The organism is Sphaerisporangium siamense (assembly GCF_014205275.1).
Taxonomy (GTDB): domain Bacteria; phylum Actinomycetota; class Actinomycetes; order Streptosporangiales; family Streptosporangiaceae; genus Sphaerisporangium; species Sphaerisporangium siamense.
The window spans coordinates 3,018,084-3,039,611 of record NZ_JACHND010000001.1 but is presented as its reverse complement, the minus strand read 5'-3'; the positions used below and the strand labels follow the sequence as shown (position 1 = coordinate 3,039,611).

Annotated in this window: 21 protein-coding genes; 11 read left to right on the top strand and 10 right to left on the bottom strand. The window is 72.8% G+C overall.

The window, feature by feature from the left end; translation table 11 throughout:
* Positions 1 to 275: 275 nt before the first annotated feature.
* The 3 genes from ligA to BJ982_RS14000 all read right to left on the bottom strand — a co-directional run bounded on the left by ligA (position 276) and on the right by BJ982_RS14000 (position 4,338).
* A complete protein-coding gene (gene ligA / locus BJ982_RS14010; protein WP_184880242.1) occupies positions 276 to 2,492 on the bottom strand; it encodes an NAD-dependent DNA ligase LigA in 2,217 nt (738 codons plus the stop codon).
* A 253-nt stretch (positions 2,493 to 2,745) separates the two neighbouring features.
* Entirely contained in the window at positions 2,746 to 3,234 is a 489-nt protein-coding gene (locus BJ982_RS14005) for a hypothetical protein (protein WP_184880241.1), read from the bottom strand.
* Positions 3,235 to 3,327: 93 nt separating this feature from the next.
* Positions 3,328 to 4,338: a methionine synthase gene (locus BJ982_RS14000; protein ID WP_184880239.1), complete on the bottom strand. Its 1,011-nt coding sequence runs from the start codon at positions 4,336 to 4,338 to the stop codon at positions 3,328 to 3,330.
* Positions 4,339 to 4,527: 189 nt separating this feature from the next.
* Here BJ982_RS14000 and BJ982_RS39315 point away from each other — a divergent pair, with 189 nt between their 5' ends.
* The 3 genes from BJ982_RS39315 (at position 4,528) to BJ982_RS13990 (ending at position 7,586) form a co-directional block, all read left to right on the top strand.
* The gene (locus BJ982_RS39315; RefSeq protein ID WP_260413769.1) at positions 4,528 to 4,656 is read left to right on the top strand and encodes a hypothetical protein; all 129 of its coding nucleotides are present in this window, start codon (positions 4,528 to 4,530) and stop codon (positions 4,654 to 4,656) included.
* Positions 4,657 to 4,767: 111 nt separating this feature from the next.
* Positions 4,768 to 6,945, top strand: a complete 2,178-nt coding sequence (locus BJ982_RS13995) for a peptidase domain-containing ABC transporter (RefSeq protein WP_275411741.1) — start codon at positions 4,768 to 4,770, stop codon at positions 6,943 to 6,945.
* The gene (locus BJ982_RS13990) at positions 6,942 to 7,586 is read left to right on the top strand and encodes an MBL fold metallo-hydrolase (RefSeq protein ID WP_221482314.1); all 645 of its coding nucleotides are present in this window, start codon (positions 6,942 to 6,944) and stop codon (positions 7,584 to 7,586) included. Before BJ982_RS13995 ends, BJ982_RS13990 begins: the two co-directional genes overlap by 4 nt.
* Positions 7,587 to 7,610: 24 nt before the next feature.
* On the opposite strand, the gene mnmA is transcribed toward BJ982_RS13990, so the two are convergent.
* Complete coding sequence (gene mnmA / locus BJ982_RS13985; protein ID WP_184880237.1) at positions 7,611 to 8,681, bottom strand: tRNA 2-thiouridine(34) synthase MnmA; 1,071 nt, start codon at positions 8,679 to 8,681, stop codon at positions 7,611 to 7,613.
* Positions 8,682 to 8,800: 119 nt separating this feature from the next.
* Here mnmA and BJ982_RS13980 point away from each other — a divergent pair, with 119 nt between their 5' ends.
* The 5 genes from BJ982_RS13980 (at position 8,801) to BJ982_RS13955 (ending at position 12,793) form a co-directional block, all read left to right on the top strand.
* A complete protein-coding gene (locus BJ982_RS13980) occupies positions 8,801 to 9,847 on the top strand; it encodes a DUF695 domain-containing protein (protein ID WP_184880235.1) in 1,047 nt (348 codons plus the stop codon).
* Positions 9,848 to 10,323: 476 nt separating this feature from the next.
* Positions 10,324 to 11,301 carry a hypothetical protein gene (locus BJ982_RS13970; protein ID WP_184880231.1) on the top strand — a complete coding sequence of 326 codons (978 nt, stop codon included), beginning with the start codon at positions 10,324 to 10,326 and terminating at the stop codon, positions 11,299 to 11,301.
* Positions 11,302 to 11,311: 10 nt separating this feature from the next.
* Positions 11,312 to 11,635: a hypothetical protein gene (locus BJ982_RS13965; protein WP_184880229.1), complete on the top strand. Its 324-nt coding sequence runs from the start codon at positions 11,312 to 11,314 to the stop codon at positions 11,633 to 11,635.
* 1 nt (position 11,636) lies between these two features.
* Positions 11,637 to 12,371 carry a hypothetical protein gene (locus tag BJ982_RS13960; RefSeq protein ID WP_184880227.1) on the top strand — a complete coding sequence of 245 codons (735 nt, stop codon included), beginning with the start codon at positions 11,637 to 11,639 and terminating at the stop codon, positions 12,369 to 12,371.
* 41 nt (positions 12,372 to 12,412) lie between these two features.
* Positions 12,413 to 12,793, top strand: coding sequence for a hypothetical protein (locus tag BJ982_RS13955; protein WP_184880225.1), 381 nt, complete (start codon positions 12,413 to 12,415; stop codon positions 12,791 to 12,793).
* Between the two features lie 90 nt (positions 12,794 to 12,883).
* Here the strand turns inward: BJ982_RS13955 and rplK are convergent, their stop codons facing one another.
* A complete protein-coding gene (gene rplK, locus BJ982_RS13950; protein ID WP_184880223.1) occupies positions 12,884 to 13,309 on the bottom strand; it encodes a 50S ribosomal protein L11 in 426 nt (141 codons plus the stop codon).
* Between the two features lie 55 nt (positions 13,310 to 13,364).
* Between rplK and BJ982_RS13945 the strand changes: the two genes are divergently transcribed.
* Positions 13,365 to 14,306, top strand: coding sequence for a helix-turn-helix domain-containing protein (locus tag BJ982_RS13945; protein WP_184880221.1), 942 nt, complete (start codon positions 13,365 to 13,367; stop codon positions 14,304 to 14,306).
* A 13-nt stretch (positions 14,307 to 14,319) separates the two neighbouring features.
* Here the strand turns inward: BJ982_RS13945 and BJ982_RS13940 are convergent, their stop codons facing one another.
* Positions 14,320 to 15,480 (bottom strand): cysteine desulfurase family protein, encoded by a 1,161-nt coding sequence (locus BJ982_RS13940; RefSeq protein ID WP_184880219.1) that lies wholly within the window; start codon positions 15,478 to 15,480, stop codon positions 14,320 to 14,322.
* Between the two features lie 59 nt (positions 15,481 to 15,539).
* Between BJ982_RS13940 and BJ982_RS13935 the strand changes: the two genes are divergently transcribed.
* Complete coding sequence (locus BJ982_RS13935) at positions 15,540 to 16,049, top strand: TetR/AcrR family transcriptional regulator (protein ID WP_184880217.1); 510 nt, start codon at positions 15,540 to 15,542, stop codon at positions 16,047 to 16,049.
* Between the two features lie 275 nt (positions 16,050 to 16,324).
* On the top strand, positions 16,325 to 17,524 hold the full coding sequence (locus BJ982_RS13930; protein ID WP_184880215.1) for an MFS transporter: 1,200 nt from the start codon (positions 16,325 to 16,327) through the stop codon (positions 17,522 to 17,524).
* Positions 17,525 to 17,562: 38 nt separating this feature from the next.
* On the opposite strand, the gene BJ982_RS13925 is transcribed toward BJ982_RS13930, so the two are convergent.
* From BJ982_RS13925 to BJ982_RS13910, 4 genes are all read right to left on the bottom strand, one after another.
* The gene (locus tag BJ982_RS13925; protein WP_184880213.1) at positions 17,563 to 18,327 is read right to left on the bottom strand and encodes an SDR family NAD(P)-dependent oxidoreductase; all 765 of its coding nucleotides are present in this window, start codon (positions 18,325 to 18,327) and stop codon (positions 17,563 to 17,565) included.
* 52 nt (positions 18,328 to 18,379) lie between these two features.
* On the bottom strand, positions 18,380 to 19,753 hold the full coding sequence (locus BJ982_RS13920; RefSeq protein WP_239123354.1) for a hypothetical protein: 1,374 nt from the start codon (positions 19,751 to 19,753) through the stop codon (positions 18,380 to 18,382).
* Positions 19,754 to 20,023: 270 nt separating this feature from the next.
* Positions 20,024 to 20,905, bottom strand: a complete 882-nt coding sequence (locus tag BJ982_RS13915; protein ID WP_184880211.1) for a hypothetical protein — start codon at positions 20,903 to 20,905, stop codon at positions 20,024 to 20,026.
* Complete coding sequence (locus BJ982_RS13910) at positions 20,902 to 21,477, bottom strand: RNA polymerase sigma factor (protein WP_184880209.1); 576 nt, start codon at positions 21,475 to 21,477, stop codon at positions 20,902 to 20,904. The genes BJ982_RS13915 and BJ982_RS13910 overlap by 4 nt, the downstream gene beginning before the upstream one ends.
* Positions 21,478 to 21,528 lie beyond the last annotated feature (51 nt).

The following is a 21,528-nucleotide window of genomic DNA, read 5'->3' as shown; positions in this document are numbered from 1 at the left end:
ACAAGAGTCCACACGCGGTTTGACCCGCACTTGACCATTCTGATTCACCGGCGCCCGCGCCGCGCGGCTTCCGCGCAGGTGTTCACGCTCGGCACGGCCGCGCAGGGCGTCCGACGACGCCGGACCGGCCGCGCACGGGCCTGCGAGGGTCAGCGGGGGCCGCGGTGTGGCGCGGGCCGCCCATCGGCAAGTCGAGCATGCGGCCCGCCGGGCGTCGGGCCGCGTCTCCCCTGCTCGACGGCGCGGGCGGGCGCCGCTTCTGGGACCTCCGTCCGTCAGCCGGCGCCCGTGGCGCTCTCCTCCGGAGCCGCCTCCGGGGCGTCCGCCGAGACCGGGACGACGGCGTCGGGGCCCTTGTCGAGCAGGACGCGGAAATTCTTCTCGTCCAGGATGGGGACGCCGAGCTTGAGCGCCTTGTCGTACTTGGACCCGGCGTTCTCGCCGGCGACCAGGAAGCCGGTCTTCTTGGACACCGAGCCGGTCACCTTGCCACCGCGCGCCTGGATGGCCTCGCCCGCCTCGTCGCGGGTGAAGCCCTCCAGGGTGCCGGTGACCACGAGCGTGAGGCCCGCCAGGATCTGGGAGCCCTGCCCGGTGGGCGGCTCGTCCTCCATGCGGACCCCGGCGGCGCGCCACCGGTCGACGATCTCGCGGTGCCAGTCCTCGGCGTACCACTCGCGGATCGACGCGGCGATCGTCGGGCCGACCCCCTCGACGGCGGCCAGTTCCTCCTCCGACGCGCCGAAGACGCGGTCGAGGGACAGGAACGTCGTGGCCAGGGCCTGCGCCGCCGTGGGGCCGACGTGCCGGATCGACAGCGCGATGAGCACCCGCGACAGCGGCTGCGACTTGGCCCGCTCCAGCTCCGCGAGCATGTGCTCGGCGTTCTTGCTGGGCTCGCCGTTCATGTTGGCGAAGAACGTGACGATCTTGGGCTCGCCGGTCTCCGGATCGGTCTTCGGCAGGCCGGTGTCCTGGTCGCGGACCACGGACTTGATCGGCAGGAGCTGTTCCATGGTGAGGTCGAACAGGTCGGCCTCGGTGCGCACCGGAGGCTGCTGCGGCGGCAACGGAGCGGTCAGCGCCGTGGCGGCGACGTAGCCGAGGCCCTCGATGTCGAACGCCTTCCGCCCGGCCGCGAAGTAGATGCGCTCACGGAGCTGAGCGGGGCAGGACCGGGCGTTGGGGCAGCGGATATCGACGTCCGCCTCCTTCATGCGCCGCAGCTCGGTGCCGCACTCGGGGCAGTGGGCGGGCATGACGAACTCGCGCTCGCCGCCGTCCCGCAGCGCGGTGACCGGCCCGACGATCTCGGGGATGACGTCCCCGGCCTTGCGCAGCACGACCGTGTCGCCGATGAGCACGCCCTTGCGCACGACCTCCGAGGCGTTGTGCAGGGTGGCGCGCTCGACCGTGGACCCGGCCACGACCACGGGCTTCATCACGCCGTACGGCGTCACGCGGCCGGTGCGGCCGACGCCGACCTGGATGTCGAGCAGCTTGGTGTTGACCTCCTCCGGCGGGTACTTGAAGGCGATCGCCCACCGGGGGGCCCGTGAGGTGGAGCCGAGCTGGCGCTGCAGCTCGATGCGGTCGAGCTTCACCACGACGCCGTCGATCTCGTACTCGGTGTCGTGACGGTGCTGCCGGTAGTTCTCGATGAACTCCTCGATCTCGGTGAGGGTGTCCACCACCTTGTAGAGGGGGCTGACCGGGAGCCCGAAGTCGCGCAGCCTCTCGTACACGCCGGACTGGGTGGCGGGGAGCGGGGCCGAGCCCTCCCACACGCCGACGCCGTGCGCGATCATCTTCAGGTCGCGCTGGGCGGTGATCCGGGGGTCCTTCTGGCGCAGGGACCCGGCCGCGGAGTTGCGGGGGTTGGCGAACGGCGGCTTGCCCGCGGCGACGAGCTGCTCGTTCAGCTTCACGAAGCCGTCGACGGTGAGGTAGATCTCGCCGCGGACCTCCAGCACGTCGGGCACGTCGTCGCCGTGCAGGCGGTGCGGGATGTTGGCGATCGTGCGCACGTTGGCGGTGACGTCGTCGCCCACCCGGCCGTCGCCGCGCGTGGCGGCCCTGACCAGCCTGCCCTTCTCGTACACCACGGCGATGGCCAAGCCGTCGATCTTCAGCTCGCACAGGTAGGGGGCCGGGTCGCGTTCGAGGAGCCGCTCGGCCCTGGCCTGCCAGGCCGCGAGGTCGGCGTCGTTGAACGCGTTGTCGAGGCTCTCCAGACGCCGCAGGTGGCGCACCGGGGTGAAGTCGGTGGAGATGGGCGCGCCGACCTTCTGCGTCGGCGAGTCCGGCGTCACGAGGGACGGATGCGCCTCTTCGAGTTCCCGCAGCTCACGCATCCAGGAGTCGTACTCGCCGTCGCTCACGGTGGGCGCGTCGAGCACGTAGTAGCGCCAGTTGGCCTCCTCGGCCAGCTCGGCCAGCTCGGCATGGCGGTCCAGTGCGGACACCGGAACGCCCTCCACCTCGGCGGTCATGCCGTCTCCCCTCGTTCGTGCGGCCCAAGGAGAACGCTACGGGCAGCGGCGCGTGCTCGCGCCCGCGCATCGGCGCTCTACCTGGGCAATCGTTACCTCCACCATGCCATCTGGCACCGACATTTCCCCATGAAACGGACCCGGACGGCAACAGGCGATCCCGGGCGTCGTCCCCCCGGGATCGCCTGAAGAATCAGGGTGTCCGGCAAAGACCGGCACAACCACTATTTGCCGACTTATCAGGCTTTCGTGGTCAGCCGCCCTGGGACCACACGCCCTCCCAGTGCGAGCACTTGCCGGTGACGCGGGTCGAGGTGCCCCGGCACACCTTGGCGGAGGACGTCAGCATGTACCCGGCGTTGATCCGGAAGGACCGCGTCCTGGACTGCGAGCAGTTCTTGTACGTCGCGGTGCGCCACTTGCCGCGGTCGGTCAGCCACTTGATCTTCAGCCAGGTGCACGTGCGGGCGCCCCCGGCGTCGTACACGTCGCCGCTGATCCGCAGGCCGGACCGCGTCGTCCGGATCTCGCCCGACGCCCAGCCCTTGAAGTCCGTGGACGCGGTGGGCCCCCATTCCCACCTCTCGGCGGCCGAGCTCACCGCGGCACCGGAGGCCGACACCGAGCCCGATACAGAGCCCGATACAGGAGCCGATACAGAGGCCGACGCCGCGGCGGGCAGGCCGAGGCCGAGGGCCGCGGCGGTGGTGAGGCCGAGCAGGACGCGAAGACCGCTGCGCATGACTTTCTCTCCCGGATTCCTGGGTGGTTCCACGCCATCCAGGAATAGGGCACGCCGCTTGCGAGGCACTTGAAGCGCACTCGTCCGGCCGGATCAGTCGCGTTCGTCCTCGGGGTCCTCGCGCAGCACGCGGGCGGCCTCGCGGCACCGGGCGAGCGCGGCCCTGGCGTACCCGGGTGAGGCGCCGGCCAGCCCGCACGACGGGGTGAGCACCACCTGGCGCGCCAGGTCCGCGGGCGCGAAGCCGAGCCTGCGCCACAGCTCGACGGCCGGCTTGGCCACCACGCCGACGTCGGGCAGCCGGGCGTCCGTGCCGGGCACGACGCCGAGGAACAGGGCCGTCCCCCGGTCGATCGCCTCGCCGATCGCGTCCTCGTCCCTGCGCCGCAACAGCCCCGCGTCCAGCGAGACGCCCCGCACCCCGGCCGAGCGCAGCACGTCGAACGGCACCTCGGGCGCGCAGCAGTGGACGACCGTGAACGCGTCGGACGGGAGCACCGCGCGCAGCCGCTCGGCCGCGACCGGGGGCTCCACGGCGGCCAGCCGCCCGAACCCCGAGGCCGTCGGCACCGTCCCGGCGAGCACCCCCGGCAGGCCCGGCTCCTCCACCTGGACCACCACCGTGGCGCCCGGCACGCGGGACCGCACGGCGGCGATGTGCGCGGCGAGCCCCTCGGCCAGCGAGTCGGCCAGGTCGCGGACCGCGCCGGGGTCGGCCAGCGTGCGGTCGCCGTAGCGCAGCTCGACGGTGCCCGCGAGGGTCCACGGCCCGCAGACCTGGATCTTCAGCGGGCCCTCGTACCCCTGGGCGACCTCCTCCAGGCCGTCGAGGTCGCGGGCGAGGTGTTCTCTGGCCCTGCGCAGGTCGCGGCCCGGCCTGTCGGTGAACCGCCACCCGGACGGCTGCACCTCCACCGCCAGGTCGACCAGCAGCGACGCCGTGCGCCCCACCATGTCGGCGCCGACGCCGCGGTCGGGAAGCTCGGGCAGATACGGCAGGTCGGGGACCTCGCCGAACACCACCCGCAACGTCTCGACATGGTCGGCGCCCGGGTGGGACCCCACCCCCGTCGCGCTGGCCTGGCCCCACGGAAACTCGCTCACAAGCCGCAAGCTTAGGGACTGCCGGGCGAACGGGTGACGCGCCGCCGCGGGAGCCGTCCCGTCCTGTTCAGTCCTGTCCAAGCCGATTCCAAGAGCGGCCCCATATTCCTTGGATCACCGGGCCGACCCCCGGGAACGCCGCCGGGCGATCCGGCGGCCCGTGAAAGATCGACGAAAGGAGGGGTGAGCGTGGACCAGAACGAGACGACCGGGCAGGTGCTCGGCGACGAGGAGCTGGAGCAGCTCAGCGGAGGTCAGAAGGTGGAGGTCTCGATGGGCCTCTACATCGACCCGCCGGGCATCTGCGTCTCCGTCTGAGACGGCCGCCCGCCACGCCCGGCGGGCCGCCGATCCGTTCACGAACGGGCCCGGGACGGGGGTACCCGCCCCGGGCCCGCCCATCGCCAAGACCCAGGAAGAGGAAGACGGGTGTCCGGACGGGCCCGGCGCCGCCGCGTCCCGGTGGTGCGGCAGAACACCATGACGGACTGCGGGGCCGCCTGCCTGACGATGGTCCTGCGCCACCACGGGCTGCGCACGACGCTCCGGGAGGTCGGCGGCAGGATCGGCCCGTCCCGCGACGGGACCACCGCACGCGCGCTGGTGGCCGCCGCCCGCGAGTACGGCCTCGCGCCGGTCGCCATGCGGATCGCGCCGGACGGACTCGGCCGGGTGGCCCTGCCCGCCATCGCGCACTGGAGGTCCGGCCACTTCGTGGTCGTCGAGCGCCACGGGCGCCGGGGCGTGGAGGTCGCCGACCCGGCCCGGGGCCGTCTGCGGCTCACCCGCGAGGAGTTCGCCGCGGGCTTCACCGGCGTCGTCATCGTCCCCACGCCCGGCCCCGGCTTCCGTCCGGGACGGATCGACCTTCCCGTACGGCCCTGGCGGCGGCGCATGCTCCTGGACGCGCTGCGCCGCTCACGCGGCCTGGTCGCGCTGGTCGTGCTCGCCTCGGTGCTGCTCCAGGCGCTCGGCCTGGTGCTGCCGCTCGGCTCCGGCCTGATCGTCGACCGGGTGCTGCCGTCCGGTTCGGCGGACCCGCTGCCGTTGATCGGCGCCGGCGTGGCGGTGGCCGCGGGCGCCCAGCTCGCGCTGGGCCTCGCGCGCGTGCGCGTGCTCGCGGCGCTCCAGACGCGCGTCGACCGCCGCCTCACCACCGAGACCGTGCGTCACCTGTTCGCGCTGCCGTACCGGTTCTTCGCCCTGCGCGGCACCGGCGACCTGGTCGCCAGGGCCGAGGGCGTCACCGCGATCAGGGAGCTGGCCACCGGCCAGGTGCTGCCCGCGATGCTGGACGGCCCGCTCGCCGTCGTCTACATCGCCCTCGTCATGGCCGGGGACCGTGTGCTCGGCCTCTGCCTGCTCGGCATCGTCGCCGCGCACGCCCTGCTGCTGTTCGGCACGCGGCGGCGCACCGCCGCGCTGGCCCAGCGGCAGCTCGCCGCCCAGGCGGAGGCCCAGGGACGGCTGATCGAGTCCATCCGGGGCGTGGAGTCGCTGAAGGCGATGAGCGCCGAGCGCCGGGTGATCGACCGGTGGGCGGCGCTGTTCGAGGCCCAGCTCGACGCCGCCGCGCGCGGCACGCGGGCCGTCGGCGGCGTGGTGGCCGCGCAGACCTCGCTCCACGTGATGACGCCCATGGTCCTGCTGTGGGCCGGCGCCTGGCGCGTGCTCGGCCACGACATGACGCTCGGCACGCTGCTCGCCCTGAACGCCGTCGCCCTGGCCGCGATCACGCCGCTGAACTCCCTGATGAGCGCCGTGCAGCGCATGCAGGTCGCCGGCGCGGCGGTTCGCAGGCTCGCCGACATCCTGGACACCGGCCCCGAGCCGGGCGCCGCGGACGAGCCGCGCCTGCCCGAGCTTCAGGGCGCCGTCGAGCTGCGCGGGGTCGGCTTCCGGTACGACCCGCGCGGGGCGTGGACCGTGCGCGAGGTGTCGCTGCTGGCCCGGCCCGGCCAGAAGATCGCGCTGGTCGGACGCTCGGGCTCCGGCAAGAGCACGCTGGCGCGGATCATGCTCGGGCTGTACGCGCCCGAGGAGGGCGAGGTGCGCTACGACGGCGTGGCCCCGCCCGCCGCGTGGACGCCCGCGCTGCGCCGCCGGTTCGGCGTCGTCACCCAGGAGCCCGCGCTGTTCTCCGGCACGATCAGGGACAACATCGCCCTCGGCGACCCGGACGCGCCGCTGGAACAGGTGGTCGCCGCCGCCCGGCTGGCCTGCGTCCACGACGAGATCGCCCGCATGCCGCTCGGCTATGACACGCCGCTGCCGGAGGGGCACGGCCTGTCCGGCGGCCAGCGGCAGCGGATCGCGCTGGCCAGGGCCCTTCTGTCGGAGCCGCGCCTGCTCGTCCTGGACGAGGCCACGAGCCACCTGGACACCGCCACCGAGGCCGCCATCGAGGCGCGCCTGTCCGGGCTTCGCCAGACGAGGATCGTGGTCGCGCACCGGCTGAGCACCGTCAGGGACGCCGACCTGATCCTCGTCCTGCGCGACGGGCGGATCGTCGAGCAGGGCGGCCACGCGGAGTTGCTGGCCCTCGGCGGCGAGTACGCCACGCTGGTCGGCGGCCGGACGGCGCCGGGGGTCATGATGGGAACATGAATCCCATCACACTCACCAAGCACGGACACGCGTGCGTGCGCCTGCGGAAGGACGGCTCGACCTTGGTGATCGACCCCGGCGGTCTCACCGAGGAGTCGGCCGTCGAGGGCGCCGACGCCGTGCTGATCACTCACGAGCACTTCGATCACCTGGAGGTCAAGCGCCTCGCCGCGCTCGCCTCCGGTGTCCAGATCTGGACGTGCGCGGCGGTCGCGGCGCAACTGGAGGGGCTGAGCGCGAAGGTCAACGTCGTCGGCGAGGGCGACGCGTTCACCGCGGCGGGGTTCGAGGTGGGCGTGGCCGGTCAGGAGCACGCCAAGATCTGGCCCGAGATGCCCCCGGTGCAGAACATCGGCTTCCTCATCGACGGCGAGGTCTTCCACCCCGGCGACGCCTTCACCGTCCCGGGGAGCCCGGTGGGCACGCTGCTCACCCCGACCGGCGGGCCGTGGATGAAGGCCGCCGAGATGCTCGACTACCTCAAGGCCGTGAACCCCACGCGGGCGTTCTCCATCCACGACGGCCTGTACAACGACGTGGGGTTGTCGCTGGTGGACGGGCTGCTCGACCGGAGCGCGCAGGCCCAGGGCGGCGACTTCCGCCGCCTGAAGCCGGGCGAGAGCGTCGTCATCGGCGATTGACCCGCCGCCGGGCCGCGCGACGGCTCAGGACGACGAGGTGATGGTGGCGGAGCCGAGGACGGTGTCCCCGCTGTAGAGGACGGCCGCCTGACCCGCCGCCACGCCGGTCGCCGGGGAGTCCAGCGCGATGTGCAGCACGCCGCCGGAGAGCTGGGCACGGCAGCCGTACACCTCGCCGTGCGCGCGGAGCTGCACCTGGCAGGCCAGCGGCTCGCGCGGCTCCGCCACCGGCCCGTTGAAGATCGGGCGCTCGGCGACGATCGTGCTCACGGCCAGCGACTCGCGCGGGCCCACGGTGACCGTGTTGGACACCGGCTCGATGGACAGCACGTACCTCGGGCGGCCGTCGGCGGTCGGACGGTCGAGCCGCAGGCCCTTGCGCTGGCCGACCGTGTAGCCGTACGCCCCCTCGTGGGTGCCGAGGACCGCGCCGGTCTCGTCGACGATCGGGCCGCGCTCGGCGCCGAGCCGTTCGGCGAGGAAACCGCGGGTGTCGCCGTCGGCGATGAAGCAGATGTCGTGGCTGTCGGGCTTGTCGGCCACGGTCAGGCCGCGGGCGGCGGCCTCCTCGCGGACCTGGGCCTTGGTGGAACCGCCCAGCGGGAAGATCGCGTGGGAGAGCTGGTCGCGCGTCAGCACGCCGAGGACGTACGACTGGTCCTTGCCCGCGTCGACGCTCCTGCGCAGCACCCCGTCCTCCAGGCGGGCGTGGTGGCCGGTGGCGACCGCGTCGAAGCCGAGGGCCAGCGCCCGGTCGAGCACGGCCTCGAACTTGATCTTCTCGTTGCAGCGCAGGCAGGGGTTCGGGGTGCGGCCCGCGGCGTACTCGCTGACGAAGTCCTCGACGACGTCGCGGTGGAAGCGCTCGGCCATGTCCCAGACATAGAAAGGGATGCCGATGACGTCGGCGGCGCGGCGGGCGTCGCGGGAGTCCTCCAGCGTGCAGCAGCCACGGGCGCCGGTGCGGTACGACTTGGGGTTCGACGACAGCGCCAGGTGAACGCCGGTGACGTCGTACCCGGCCTCGGCGATCCGCGCCGCGGCCACCGCGGAGTCGACGCCGCCCGACATGGCGGCAAGCACACGAAGACTCATAACACTCCGAGACTACCCTCCCCCCGACCCCCCACGGGTATCTCCGTACCCTGCTCGGCGGGCGGTGGGGGCGGGTCCGCGTTGGCGTTCGGGCCCGGGGGCTGGGAGGATGCTTGCTCATGCGACTGTTCGGGCACGAGAGCGACGAGGCCGGGGCGGGCCGGGCGGGGGACGCCGCCATCGCCGGTTTCTGGGCGTGGTGGGCGGCGACGCGGCCGGAGGTCGACGCGCTGCTGGAGGCCGGGGGCGTTGCGGCGGCGGACGAGCTGCTCGCGCCGGCGATCGCGGCCGTCCACCCCGGGCTGGTCGCCGAGATCACGCCGGGCCGCGAGGCGCTGCGGTCGCTGGTGGTGTCCTGCGACGGCGATCCGGAGCTGCGCCCGCTCGCGCACCGCTGGGCGCTCGCGGCGCCGCCACCGGACGCGCTGTGGGAGTTCCACCCGTCGCGGCAGGCGTCCTCACACCCGGCCGATCTCGTGCTGGAGGTGGACGGGCGCGAGTTCGCGCTCGGCAAGCTGGTGCTGGGCCTGCGGGTGCCGCCCGGCGCGCCCCGCATGGACGTCTCCGCCTATCACCCGATTTTTCCGGACCTGGGGGACGAGAGCCGTACCGAGGCGGCCTTCCTCGCGCTCGACCGGCTGATCGGCGAGGACGAGGTCGCCCGCTGGATCGGCGACCTCACCGCCGCCACCGCCCCGCCCATCGACGCGGTGCCGGCCGTCTACCTGCCCGCCATGGTCGCCGACCTCGCCGCCGAGCACCAGGGCGAACAGTGGGCCGTGCTGACCGGGCAGACGGCCGGCGGGGCGCCCCTGGTCGCCGCCACGCGCTACCCCCTGCGCCCCGTCGACCACCCCCTCTTCGACCGGCACATCGCGATCACCCTGCCGTACGCCGAGCGCGACCCGGACGGCCTGCCCGCGGGAGACGCGGCCGAGGCGCTGCGCGCCTTCGAGGAGCGGCTGACCGCGCGACTCGGCGACACCGCCGTGCTCGCCGTCCACATGAGCAGCGAAGGCAACCGGGTCCTGCACGTCTACGGCGACCCGTCCACCGACGCCGTCCAGCGCGCCGAGGAGGTCGCCGAGACCTGGACCGACGGCACCCCGACCGTCGAATCCACCCCCGACCCCGGCTGGCTCGTCGTCTCCCCCTTCTTGACCTGAGCCACCGACCGCCGGTGACGCTCGGCGCACGGGTCAAGCTCCTGGTGGCCTTGGGCCGGCGTGCGCATTCGGGCCGCGCCACGTCCGCGTCTCCGTCCAACCGGTAGCCGGACGCGGTGCGTTTTCGCGCCAGGGCGGGACGCCGGCGTCGACGGAGAATCGGATGGCCCTCACGGGAATTCCGGACAGCCGGGATATTTTCCCGACCCTATAGGTTTCGCAGTACCGTGGCATGGCTCGGCTATCCCTTTGGGCCCCCGGTCACTGGGCACTTCACGGCCCTCGTTCGCCGTGGATCGGCACCCCCACCCTCGGCCGCAGCCGTGGGCCACCACGTGTGCGGCCTCGCGCTCTTCCACGTCTGAACGTCGAACAGATCCGGTGAACGGCGCCAAGAAAATGTCAATAGACCGGCGCACCCGATGGAACTCCCGGTAATTTGTGGGTCTGTGCTGATTTACCGCTGAAGGGTCCACATGGAGTCTGAAAATGGTTTAGCTAAAAGGTTCGACGGCCTGCTCAATACGAGCACCCCTTTCGCCCCGGACACCGCGGAGGAGGTCCGCGAACGACTGACCGTGAACGAGTCGCGGGCGGAGGAGGTCTCCGCGCCGGCCGAAGCGGTGGAGACGGCCGCCTCGGAGCCGGAGCCGGCTCCTGTCGCGGAGGCGGAGCCCAGGCGGCGTCCGCCGTCCGGCGGTTCGGCCACACCGCCCCCACCTCCTCCCCCGCCCTTCGATGCGCTCGACCTGTTCGGCGGCGCGCGGGAGATCCTCGCCGAGATCGGCGGCCTGACCCACGCCCTGAGGACGGCCCGGCAGCACGCCGAGCCGTCCACCGGTGAGGACCACTCCGGCACGATCGCGGTCACGCTGGCCCCGGACGGGACGTTCGACCGCCTCTCCTTCCGGCGGCCGTGGCGCAAGGTACTTCCGTTCGAGGCGTTCGACCCGGCGGTGCTGGAGGCGATCTCCAACGCGGTGCTGGCGCGGTTCACCACCATGCTCCCCGCGGACGACATGATCCGTCCCACCACCGAACCTCCGCCGGTTCCGCCGCTCCGCGCTCCCGCCCCGCCCGACCTCGACGCGGAGGCCGTGCTGCGTCAGGCCAACCTGCTGTTCGCCGAGTTCTCGACCGCGCTGACCACCGCCCGGCAGGAGGCCACCCGGGCCGTGCCGACCGGCGTCGAGATCAAGAGCGATACCGGCAGGGTCACGTTGACCCTGACCGGCGACCTCGTCACCAGGGTGGCCACCCACCCCTCCTGGCTGCGCACCGCCGACGAGACCCGCGTCACCGAGGAGTTCGACACCGCCTTCAAGGCGGTCAACCAGGTCATCGGCGACCGCTCCGCACGGCCCGCGACGGAAACCGTCCCCGGCCTTCGGGAACTGACCAAGGCGACGCGCGAACTCCAGGCGCTGACCCGCAGCCTCGGCCTCCTCTCCTGACAAGGACGACATGAGCGAACTGGAAGCGCGCCTCAAAGAGATGCGCGAGGACGTCGAAGCGTGGCGGCAGGCCGCCGCGGAGATGAACAAGGTGGCGCAGATCGTGGGCGAGCTCAAGAGCGTGCAGACCGCGTTCGGCTACCTCGGTAAGCGGGGCGAGGCGGACACCACCTACGCGACGCTCAACGACACCCTGCGGAGCCTCGCACAGCAGGCCGACGCGACCTTCAAGGACGTGGAGGGCAAGCTGAACACGGTGATCCGGGTGTACGAGGGCACCGAGGAACGCAACAAGGAACTGGTCTCCCGCGTCAAGAAAGGCTGGAACTTCTGAGATGACCGAGTTCAGCCTGCTGATGGGCAACATCAACCGTCAGATGATCCAACTCGAGTCGACGTTCGACGAACTGCGCCGCAAGGTCGAGCATTTCCTCCGCGAGGTTCCCCGCGTGCTGGCGCCGGTGATCGAACCGATCAAGCGCGCCTGGGACAAGTTCTGCGAGCAGTGCAAAAAGCTGTGGAAGGAGGTCTCGGACTTCTTCAGCGACCGCGGCGATCCCGGGCGGCTGCACGACGCCGCGAAGACGCTGAGCGACAAGGTCCAGGCCGGCGTCAGCGCTCAGGCCGGCAAGTTCACCGAGACCTACATGCACGTGGACGACAAGTGGAAGGGCGACGCCGCCGAGGCGTACAAGAAGGTCCTGAAGCCGGACGCCCCGCAGAGCTCGGCGCTCCGCCAGTACGCGAGCACCGTGCTGGAGGTCTCCAAGGCGCTGAACAGCTGCCGCTGGGCGCTGATCATATTCTGGATCGCGTTCGGCACCGCCCTGGCGATCCTCATCGGCGAGGTGGTCGCCGCGATCGCCGGGCTCGTCAGCATCGCGGGAACGCTCCCCGCCATCCTCTACACCGTCGGGATCATCGGCCAGTTCCTGCTCAGCGTCGCCGCCGCCGCCGCGTACGCGATCAGTGAGATGTCCGACGCGGCGAGCACCTTCCGCACGCAGAACAACGGCAACGATCATCTGCCGGCCGGCAAGTGGCCGCCGTCCGGAGTGGCCGCCTGGTGACCCCGTCGCGCCCCGTCCGCCTGCGGTGGCACCCGCCGGATATGGCGACGGCCCGCCGGTACCTGTGGTTCTGCCTGATCCGCTTCCTGGTGCTCGGCGCGATCGCCGCCACGGCCTTCCTCTTCACGGCCGCCGACGTCCCCGGCACGGCGAAGCCCTTCGTCGCGGCCTGTGCGACGGCGACGGCGAGTTGCCTGGTGCTGTCGCTGGCCGCGGGCACGGGCCTGGCGCGCCGCCCGGTCCCGGCCCTCGTCCTCCCGGCACTCGCCCTCTGGGCCGCCGGCGTGCTCTTCACCGTCGCCGTCGCGGTGAACGAGGGCGGCCGGGCCTGGGGAACGCTGCTGATCGGCGGTCTGGTGCTCCTGGCCTCCCGCCCGCCTCTGATGCTGCGGAACCATCTCGCCTACAGCCGTCGGCCCTGACCCGCTCTGCTCCATACGGGTCCCGCCCGATCGCACAGAGCGGCGCGATCCGCGCGATCGGCACGCACGACCCTGGTCTGACCGGCGGTGTCAGTCCTTGATCGTGAGGCCCATGGAGCGGGCGGTGCCTGCGACGATCTTCTCGGCCTGGGCGAGGTCGGTGGTGTTCAGGTCGGGCATCTTCGTGCGGGCGACCTCGCGGAGCGCCTCGCGGGTGATCGCCCCGGCGTCCTGATGCCCCGGGCGGGGGCTGCCCGCCTGGAGTCCCGCGGCGTGGCGCAGCAGCGAGGCCGTGGTGGGCATCTTGGTGACGAGGTCGAACGAGCGGTCCTCGTACACGGTGATCTCGGCGGGGACCACGAAGCCCCGCCGGCCCTCGGTCTCGGCGTTGTACCTGCGGCAGAAGTCCATCAGGTTGATGCCGAGCGGCCCAAGGTCCTTCCCGACCGTCGCGGGACTGGCCTCACCCGCCCTGACCTGCAGTTTCACGACTCTGGTGACCTTGTTCTTCGCCATGTCGGAAACCGTAAAGTGTCCAGTTACTGGAGGCTCAACTGGAATAATCGGGCGTATGACCAGGCCGCCTGACACGTACACGATCGGTCAGCTCTCACGGCTGTCCGGCCTGCCCGTCAAGACCATCCGCTTCTACTCCGACGCCGGCGTCCTACCGGAACGCGACCGCACCCCCGCCGGCTACCGCCTGTACGGCGAGGCCGACGTCGCCCGCCTCGAACTCGTCCGCACGCTGCGCGAGATCGGCGTCGGCCTCGCCACGATCCGCTCCCTGGGCGAGCGCGATCTCCGTCAGGTGCTCGACCTGCACCTGCGCACCGTGGAGGCGCAGCTCAAGAGCCTCCAGCGCACCCGCGCCGTCCTGCGCGCGACACTGGAGCGCGGCGACCCCGCCGAGGAGGACCTGCGCAGGCTCAACACCCTGGGCCGCATCGGCGCCGCCGAACGCGACGCCCTGATGGACGCGTTCGTGGCCGAGGTCGGCGGCGGCAACCGCGCCCGCGAGCAGTGGCTGACGTGCCTGCGCGACGCCATGGTGCCCGAGCTGCCCGCCGAACCGACCATCGAGCAGCTCGACGCCTGGCTGGAGCTGGTCGACCTGCTCTCCGACGACGACTACCGCGCCACGCTGCGCCGGCAGAGCGACGACTTCTGGGAACGGCGCGAGGGCGGCTTCGACGCCGAGGCGTGGCGCGAGACCAACGACGCCGTCACCCAAGTGGTCCAGGACGCCATCGCCGAGGGCGTCGCCCCCGGCACGCCCGAGGCGGCCCCCGTCCTCGACCGGGTGGTGGCCCTGCTCGCAGGGATGCACGGAGCCGAGGACGGCCCCGCCCTCCGCGCCACGCTGACCCGCGGCTACGAGGAACACGACCCCCGCGCCGAACGCCACTGGCACCTGGTCGCCATCGTCAACGGCACCCCTTGGCCGCCACCCGAGACCACCGTCCACCACTGGATCGCCAAGGCCCTCGGCGTGACCGTCCCTACCCTCTGACGGGCCCGGGCCGCTAGGACAGCCCGGCCCGCCGGGCGCGTTCGACGGCGGCGGGGAGGGCGGCGAGCAGAGCGTCGACGTCGTCGCGGGTCGAGGTGTGGCCCAGGGAGAAGCGGAGGGAGCCGCGGGCGCGGGTGGCGTCGGAGCCCATGGCGAGGAGGACGTGGGAGGGCTGGGCGACGCCGGCGGAGCAGGCCGAGCCGGTCGAGCACTCCACTCCCTTGGCGTCGAGCAGCATCAGCAGCGCGTCGCCCTCGCAGCCGGGGAAGGAGAAGTGCGCGTTGCCGGGCAGGCGGTTCTCGGGGTGGCCGTTGAGTATCACGTCGGGGACGGCCGCCCTGACCCGGGCGATCAGCTCGTCGCGCAGGGCGGTCAGCCGCGCGGCGTGCTCCTCGCGGTGGTCCACGGCCGCGCGCACGGCGGCGGCGAACCCGGCGATGGCGGGGGCGTCGAGCGTGCCGGAGCGCACGTCGCGCTCCTGGCCGCCGCCGTGCAGCACGGGGACGGGGTCGGCCCCCCTGGCCAGCAGCAGCGCGCCCACGCCCATGGGGCCGCCGACCTTGTGCCCGGACAGGGCCAGCGCCTGGACGCCCGAGGCGGCGAAGGACACCGGGAGCTGCCCCACGGCCTGCACGGCGTCGGTGTGGAAGGGGATGCCGTGCCCGGCGGCGACGACGGCCAGCTCGGCGACGGGCTGGACGGTGCCGACCTCGTTGTTGGCCCACATCACGCTGACCAGCGCCACGCCCTCGGGGTCGCGTTCGACGGCCGCGCGCAGCGTGTCCGGATGGACGCGGCCGTGCTCGTCCACCTCCAGCGACTCCACCACGGCGTCCTGCCGTTCGCCGAGCCAGTGCGCGGGGTCGAGGGCGGCGTGGTGCTCGACGGCGCTGATCAGGACGCGACGGGCGCCGCGGGCGTCGTGGCGGGCCCAGTAGAGGCCCTTGATGGCGAGGTTGTCGGCCTCGGTGCCACCGGAGGTGAAGACGACCTCGCTGGGCCGCGCGCCGAGGGCGTCGGCGACGGTCTCGCGCGACTCTTCGACGACCCTGCGCGCGCGGCGGCCGGCGGCGTGGAGGGAGGAGGCGTTTCCGACCCGCGCGAGCTGAGCGGTCATCGCCTCGATCGCTTCGGGGAGCATCGGCGTGGTCGCCGCGTGGTCTAGGTATGCCATGGCCCCTTCAGGGTACCCACGTTTGCCGACTATACCGTCCGGACGGTATAGTCACGGATGTGCGGAGAGACGAGCTTTTGAACGCGGCGGAGGAGCTGCTGGCCGAGCAGGGGGCCACGTGCCTCACGCTGTCGGCCGTGGCCGAACGCGCCGGCGTCAGCAAAGGCGGTCTCCTCTACCACTTCAGCACGAAGGAAGCCCTGATCAAGGGCATGATCGAGCGGCTGGTCGCCGACTTCGACGAGCTGGTCGCCGCCCAGGACGAGAGCTCCTACACCCGTGCCTACCTCGCGGCGACGCTCACGGCGGTCCGCAGCGGGCGGCTCCGGCGGTGGGCCGTCGTCACGGGCGCGGCGGGGGACCCCCAGTTATTGGCCCCGATGCGCGAGGCGATGGCCCGATGGCATCGCGAGGGCATGGAGTCCGAGCCTGACCCCGTCGCCGCCGGCATCGTCCGCCTCGCCTGCGAGGGGTTGTGGGACGTCGTGACCCACGATCCCGCCTTCTACGCCGACGAGCAGTACGAGGAGCTGCACCGCAGGCTCCTGGCGATCCTCCCCGGCTCCTGACCTTTCCGACGTCCCGGACGCCGTGACCCGGCCGGAGCCCCCTCCCGCCGGTCCGCCGCCGCGCGCCGCCTCCCCGGCACGCCGCCCCTCCCCCTAGGCGTCCACGTCACCTTCCCCCTATTTCCCCACTTCCCCTCCACTCCCGAGCCGTCCAGCGGCCCGGCATCGGCGTGCCCGGTTCCCTCGGTCCCGCCGCTCCCCCATGCCCGTACGCCCCCCGCCCCCGCTTCGGACGGCTCGGCAGCCGACCGAACCACTGTTGAAAGGAATTCGTGATGACGCGCGACCTGAGGGTCGCCCGGAACCGGGCGCTCCTCACCTTCGTCCTGGCCGGCCTGATGTGCGGGACGTTCACCGTCCGCATCCCGGCGCTGACCGACAAACTCGGCATGTCCGAGGCGTCGGTGGGCGTCGTGCTCCTCGCGTGGGGGGTCGGGGCGCTCGTGACGATGCAGGCGATGCGCGGCGTGATGGCACGGGCCGGCAGCCGTGCGGTCCTGCGCGTCGGGGCGCCGCTGACCGCGGTGTCCCTGGCGGGCGTCGCCTTCGCCCCCTCGGTGCCGTGGGTGATCGCCGCGGCGGCGGTGTTCGGCATGGCGTTCGGCGCGGTGGACATCGCCATGAACGCGCAGGGCTCGACGGTGGAGCGCGCGTTCGGGCGTCCGCTGATGAACGGCATGCACGCCGGGTGGTGCGTGGGGGCCATGGCGGCGGGCGCGCTCGGCACGGCCGCGATCGCGACGGGCGTGTCCTTCTCCGCCAACCTCGTGGCCGTCGCCGTGGTGTCCGCCCCGATGGCGTTCCTGCTCAGCCGGGGCTACCTGCCCGACCCCGTCGCCCCCGCCCCGGCCGCCGACCGCGCGCGGCGCCGGATGCCTCCGGTGGTGTACCTGCTCGGCGTCATCGCGTTCTGCGCGTTCATGGTCGAGGGGGCCATCGCCGACTGGAACGGGCTGTTCCTGCGGGACACCGTGGGCGCGCCCGAGGCGGTGGCCGCGCTGGGGTACCCGATCTTCGAGGCCGGCATGCTGGCCGCCCGCCTCGCGGGCGACGGGCTGCGCACCCGCCTTGGCACCCGCCGTCTGATCATCGTCTCCGGGCTCGGCACGGCCGCGGCGTTCGCGCTGGTCATCGCCACGTCGTCCGCGCTGGTCGCCGTGCCGGGCATGCTGCTCATCGGCCTCACCGTCGCCACCGTCTCGCCGATGGCGATCTCGCTGGCGGGCTCGGCCACCGCCACGCCGGGCCCGGCGATCGCGCAGACCAGCGCCATGGGGTACGCCGGCCTGCTCCTCGGCCCCGTGGCGATCGGCTTCCTGAGCCACGCCGCGACGCTGCGGACCGCGCTCGGCGTGGTGGTCGTGCTCGGCGCGCTCATCGCGGTGGCGGCCAGGTTCCTGCCCCGCGGCCCCGCCGCGGCCGAGATCGCACCGATCCCGGAGCGCCGCGCGGAACCGGTCAAGCTGGCCGCCTGACGCTTGGGCCGCTCTGACCGCCGGGCGACGGCCTGCGGTCAGAGCGGCGCGAGCAGGTGGCCGTCGACCCGCACGAGCTCGCCGGTCACCGCGCCGTTGGCCGCCGAGCAGAGGAAGACGACCACGGCGGCGACCTCCGCGGCCGTGGTCGTCTTCCTCGTCGCGGCGGCGGCCGCGGCCTTGGCGATGACCTCCTCGGGCATGTCATGCTCGTCGACGACGAACCCGGACATGACCACGTTCGTGAGGATTCCGGCTCCGGCCAGCTCACGTGACATCGTCCGCGCCAGCCCGTGCAGGCCGGACTTCGGCGTGACGTAGGACGAGCTGCCCGGCCGGCCGTCCTCCACCAGGCCGGTGGAGATGTGGACGATCCTGCCCCAGCCGGTACGGCGCATCGGCCCGACGACGGCCCGGGACAGCACGTAGTGGCCGAGGAGGTTGGCCTCCAGCGAAGCCCGCATCATCTCGATCGGCGCGGTCTCGAACACCTCGCCGGGCGCGGGGAACCCGGGCCAGGCCACCGCGTTGTTGACCAGCACGTCCACCCCGCCGTAGGTGCCGATGACCTCGGCCGCCGCGGCCTCGACGGACGCCTGGTCCCCGAGGTCGATCCGCACGGTGCTCGCCCGCCCGCCGCGCTTCTCCACCATCTCGGCGGTACGCGCGGCCCCCGCCTCGTCGGCGTGGTAGCCGACGGCCACCGTCGCCCCCTCCGCGCCGAAGTGCGCCGCGATCGCCCGCCCGATGTTGCGCGACGCCCCGGTGACCAGCACCGTCTTTCCCGACAAGCCCAGATCCATGATCTCACCTTTCGTTAGCCGACTAACAGAGTTCCCTAGTCGGCTAACGATGTCAATCGCTCCGCGGGCGCAGCGCCAGTGCGGCGGCCAGGCAGGCGACCGGGACGACGGGCATGACATAGCGGTGGTCGAAATCCAGGACGGCCACCGGCCCGACCAGCAGGGCCACCGCGACCGACCAGGGCAGCAGCGCCGCACGACGCCGCCGGAGCACCCCCGCCGCCCCGGCGAGCAGGATCGCGGCCAGCATCGGTCCCCGCAGGTAGGCGGGGTACTGGTAGGCGATCAGGAAGTCCGAGTACGGGCTGACGGAGGACACGCCGCGGATACCGGGGTCGTACTCGCGCCTGACCTTGTCGATCAGCGGCTGCGCGGGCAGTCCCCCCACCCCGTTGGCCCAGCCGAAGGCGGGGGTCGTCCGCTTCGGGTGGGCGATCGGTGTCCATGAGAAGGCGATCGCGGTGTCCCGGGCGACGTCGCGCAGGTAGTCGAACGGCTGCGCCAGGATCGCCTTGACCGCGAAGGACCGGGCGAGGTCGTTGTGGGCGAACCGGCCGCCGGGCAGCCGGTTGAGCGACGCGCCGGCCGCCCAGACGTACTCGGAGGCCGCGTCCACGACGGTGCCGTTCGGGCACAGGACGGCCTCACGAGGCGGGGGCTTGATGACCGAGCAGTCGGCGAAGGTCATCGTGCGCGCCCACAGCGCCACCCCGTCCGCCTCGTTCAGCGCGAACCTGCCGTGGTGCGCGGCGTACCAGCCGGCGTAGGCGGCCACGGGCAGCAATCCCGCCACGGCCACCGCGAGCAGGCGCCGCGCGCCCACCCTGCGCAGCGCCAGCACCACCAGGACCAGCACGATCAGCGGCACGGCGATCGTCCGGGTGACCGCCGCCGCCGCGAACAGCAGGCCCGCCCCCGCGGCGGCCCGTGCCGACAGGCGGGGCGACCACAGCAGCGTGGTCAGCCCGGCGACGATCAGGAACATGAACAGCGTGTCGGACAGGATCGCCTGCTCCAACTGCAGGAAGGAGGCGTCGAACAGGACGGGCACGGTGGCCGCCGCCGCTCCCCAGGCCGGCAGCCCGCGGCGGCGCAGCACCGCGTAGATCATCACGCCCATGGCCAGGCCGAGGCCGTGCTGGACCGCCGCGATCACGTTCACGTCGTGGAACGGCCACAGCACGCGTAGCAGCAGCGAGTAGCCGACCGGGTGGAAGGCGCCGTTCGGCGCGAGGTGGACGGCCGTGTCAAGGTAGGTGAACGAGTCGTACCAGTAGGTCCTGGCCGGCCGGAACCCCAGCATCGTGACCACGCGCAGCCCGGCGGCGAGCGCGACGACCACGGCGAAGAGGCGGTGGTCCGCGAGCGCGGCGAGCCAGGGGGAGCGAGGCCGGGGCGGCGCGGGCGTGGGGATGTCTGTGAGCACGCGGAATCCGATCGTCGTCGGTGAAAGTCGTGAGGGCCGCACGCGGGCACGCGGAACAGCGCGCATGGCGCGGGCGAGTGGGACGGTGTTCGCGTGTGAGCGCGGGAATCCGGGCGCGGGGAACGGGCGCGGAGGAGGCGCGGCACGCGGGCGGCTTATGCGCGCGCCCGTGTCGCGTGACCTCGGCGGTTCAGCCTTCCGGCACGGAGGGCCTCGACGGCGGCCGGGAGCCGGGACGCGGGTCCGGGCCGCCGGACGAGGGCGGGAGGATCAGGGGCCGTTCGGGCAGAGGACCTCGAAGGGGCGAGGGGTGGGGTTGGGCGTGGGTTGGACGAGGATGCGCGCTTTGCCGGCCGCGCTCATCACCCCGTCGTGGACATACCAGCCAAGGGGAGCCGCCGGCTTGGGGGCCTTGGCACCGTAGGAGAAGAACTCCGGCATGACACCGCGTGCCCGGAGCATCGGCATCAGGTCGGCCACCGTCTTGTTGACGTAGCGCACGCAGTGGAACGGCTCGCCGGGACCGTCGATGGGGGGCGGCAGTTCGTACTCCTCGCCGGGACGGGCCACCCGGCCGAGGACGATCTCGGCCGTCCCCCGGTAGTCCACGGGCACCTTCACCTTGGCCGCGCATTGCATGCGGCGCAGACACGGGCCGGGTGTCATGATCGTCGTGATCGCTCCGTCGGCGTAGGCGCGCCCCGTGACCCTGTCCACCCCGTTGAGCACGAACATGCTCCGGGCGTTGCCCTCCGACGTGGGCGCGACGCTGAGGGTGATGTCGAATCCTCTGGCCTCGAACTCGGCCTGGTAGACCCCTGGATTGGCGAACAGGTCCTTGACGGTGATGACGTAGAAGCGCTTCTCGCGCTTGAACTCCAGCGCCGCCGAGGCGGGCGGCGAGGTCAGCGCCACGCCCGCGACCATGGCGATCATGGCCAGCGCGGCGGCGACGGGAACGGCGGACCACCGGCGGAGCGGCCCGGCGACGAGGGGAACGGCGAGCCATCGGCGGCGCGGCCGTGCGGGGGCGGCGGGACGGGCCATGGTGATCTCGTCGAGCAGTTCCCGGGCGAGCGGGGTCATGCCGGGGCCGGGGTCGGGGGCGATGTCCGCGACCAGCCGGTCGATCATGCGGTCGGCTTCGTTCATGACGCCATTCCCTTGATGTCCCTGGTCAACGCGAGCGCGCGGGGGCCGTACACGGCCACGTCGAATCCGGCGGCGCGCAGCTCGGCGGCGAGGCGTTTGCGGGCCCGGTGCAGCCGCAGGCGTACGGCGCCGCGCGAGCAGCCGAGGACGGTCGCGATCTCCTCGGAGTCGAGGCCCTCCCAGCCGGCCAGGGAGAGGACCTCGCGGTCGTCCGGACTCAGCCGCCCGAACGCCTTGCGGACCCCGTCCAGGTCGTCGCCGCCCGGCGGGCCGATCGACTCCGACCACACGGCGAGCTGCGCGCCGAGCCGTTCGACCAGTTCGCTCCTGCGGGACTCGGCCCTGCGCCCATTGGCGAGCACCCGCCGGGCCACGCCGTACAGCCAGAGGCGGGCCCTGCCGTCCGCGGGGATCTCCGCCACGCGGCGCCACGCGACGGTGAAGGTCTCGGCGAGCGCGTCGGCGGCGTCGTCGGGTGAACCGGTGCGCCGCCGGACATAGGCGAGGATGTCGGGATAGTGCGCGGTGTAGATCTCCTCGAAGCGTCGCCTGCTGAGGTCTTCGGGAAGCACGCCGCGCCCTCTCGTCGGTGGACACCATCACTATGTACGTGTCCGCACAAG

Coding starts and splice junctions, on each gene's coding strand:
- ligA (WP_184880242.1), bottom strand. CDS start 2,492: ATGACCGCCGAGGTGGAGGGCGTTCCGGTGTCCGCACTGGACCGCCAT.
- BJ982_RS14005 (WP_184880241.1), bottom strand. CDS start 3,234: ATGCGCAGCGGTCTTCGCGTCCTGCTCGGCCTCACCACCGCCGCGGCC.
- BJ982_RS13990 (WP_221482314.1), top strand. CDS start 6,942: ATGAATCCCATCACACTCACCAAGCACGGACACGCGTGCGTGCGCCTG.
- mnmA (WP_184880237.1), bottom strand. CDS start 8,681: ATGAGTCTTCGTGTGCTTGCCGCCATGTCGGGCGGCGTCGACTCCGCG.
- BJ982_RS13980 (WP_184880235.1), top strand. CDS start 8,801: ATGCGACTGTTCGGGCACGAGAGCGACGAGGCCGGGGCGGGCCGGGCG.
- BJ982_RS13970 (WP_184880231.1), top strand. CDS start 10,324: ATGGAGTCTGAAAATGGTTTAGCTAAAAGGTTCGACGGCCTGCTCAAT.
- BJ982_RS13965 (WP_184880229.1), top strand. CDS start 11,312: ATGAGCGAACTGGAAGCGCGCCTCAAAGAGATGCGCGAGGACGTCGAA.
- BJ982_RS13960 (WP_184880227.1), top strand. CDS start 11,637: ATGACCGAGTTCAGCCTGCTGATGGGCAACATCAACCGTCAGATGATC.
- BJ982_RS13955 (WP_184880225.1), top strand. CDS start 12,413: ATGGCGACGGCCCGCCGGTACCTGTGGTTCTGCCTGATCCGCTTCCTG.
- rplK (WP_184880223.1), bottom strand. CDS start 13,309: ATGGCGAAGAACAAGGTCACCAGAGTCGTGAAACTGCAGGTCAGGGCG.
- BJ982_RS13945 (WP_184880221.1), top strand. CDS start 13,365: ATGACCAGGCCGCCTGACACGTACACGATCGGTCAGCTCTCACGGCTG.
- BJ982_RS13940 (WP_184880219.1), bottom strand. CDS start 15,480: ATGGCATACCTAGACCACGCGGCGACCACGCCGATGCTCCCCGAAGCG.
- BJ982_RS13930 (WP_184880215.1), top strand. CDS start 16,325: ATGACGCGCGACCTGAGGGTCGCCCGGAACCGGGCGCTCCTCACCTTC.
- BJ982_RS13925 (WP_184880213.1), bottom strand. CDS start 18,327: ATGGATCTGGGCTTGTCGGGAAAGACGGTGCTGGTCACCGGGGCGTCG.
- BJ982_RS13915 (WP_184880211.1), bottom strand. CDS start 20,905: ATGAACGAAGCCGACCGCATGATCGACCGGCTGGTCGCGGACATCGCC.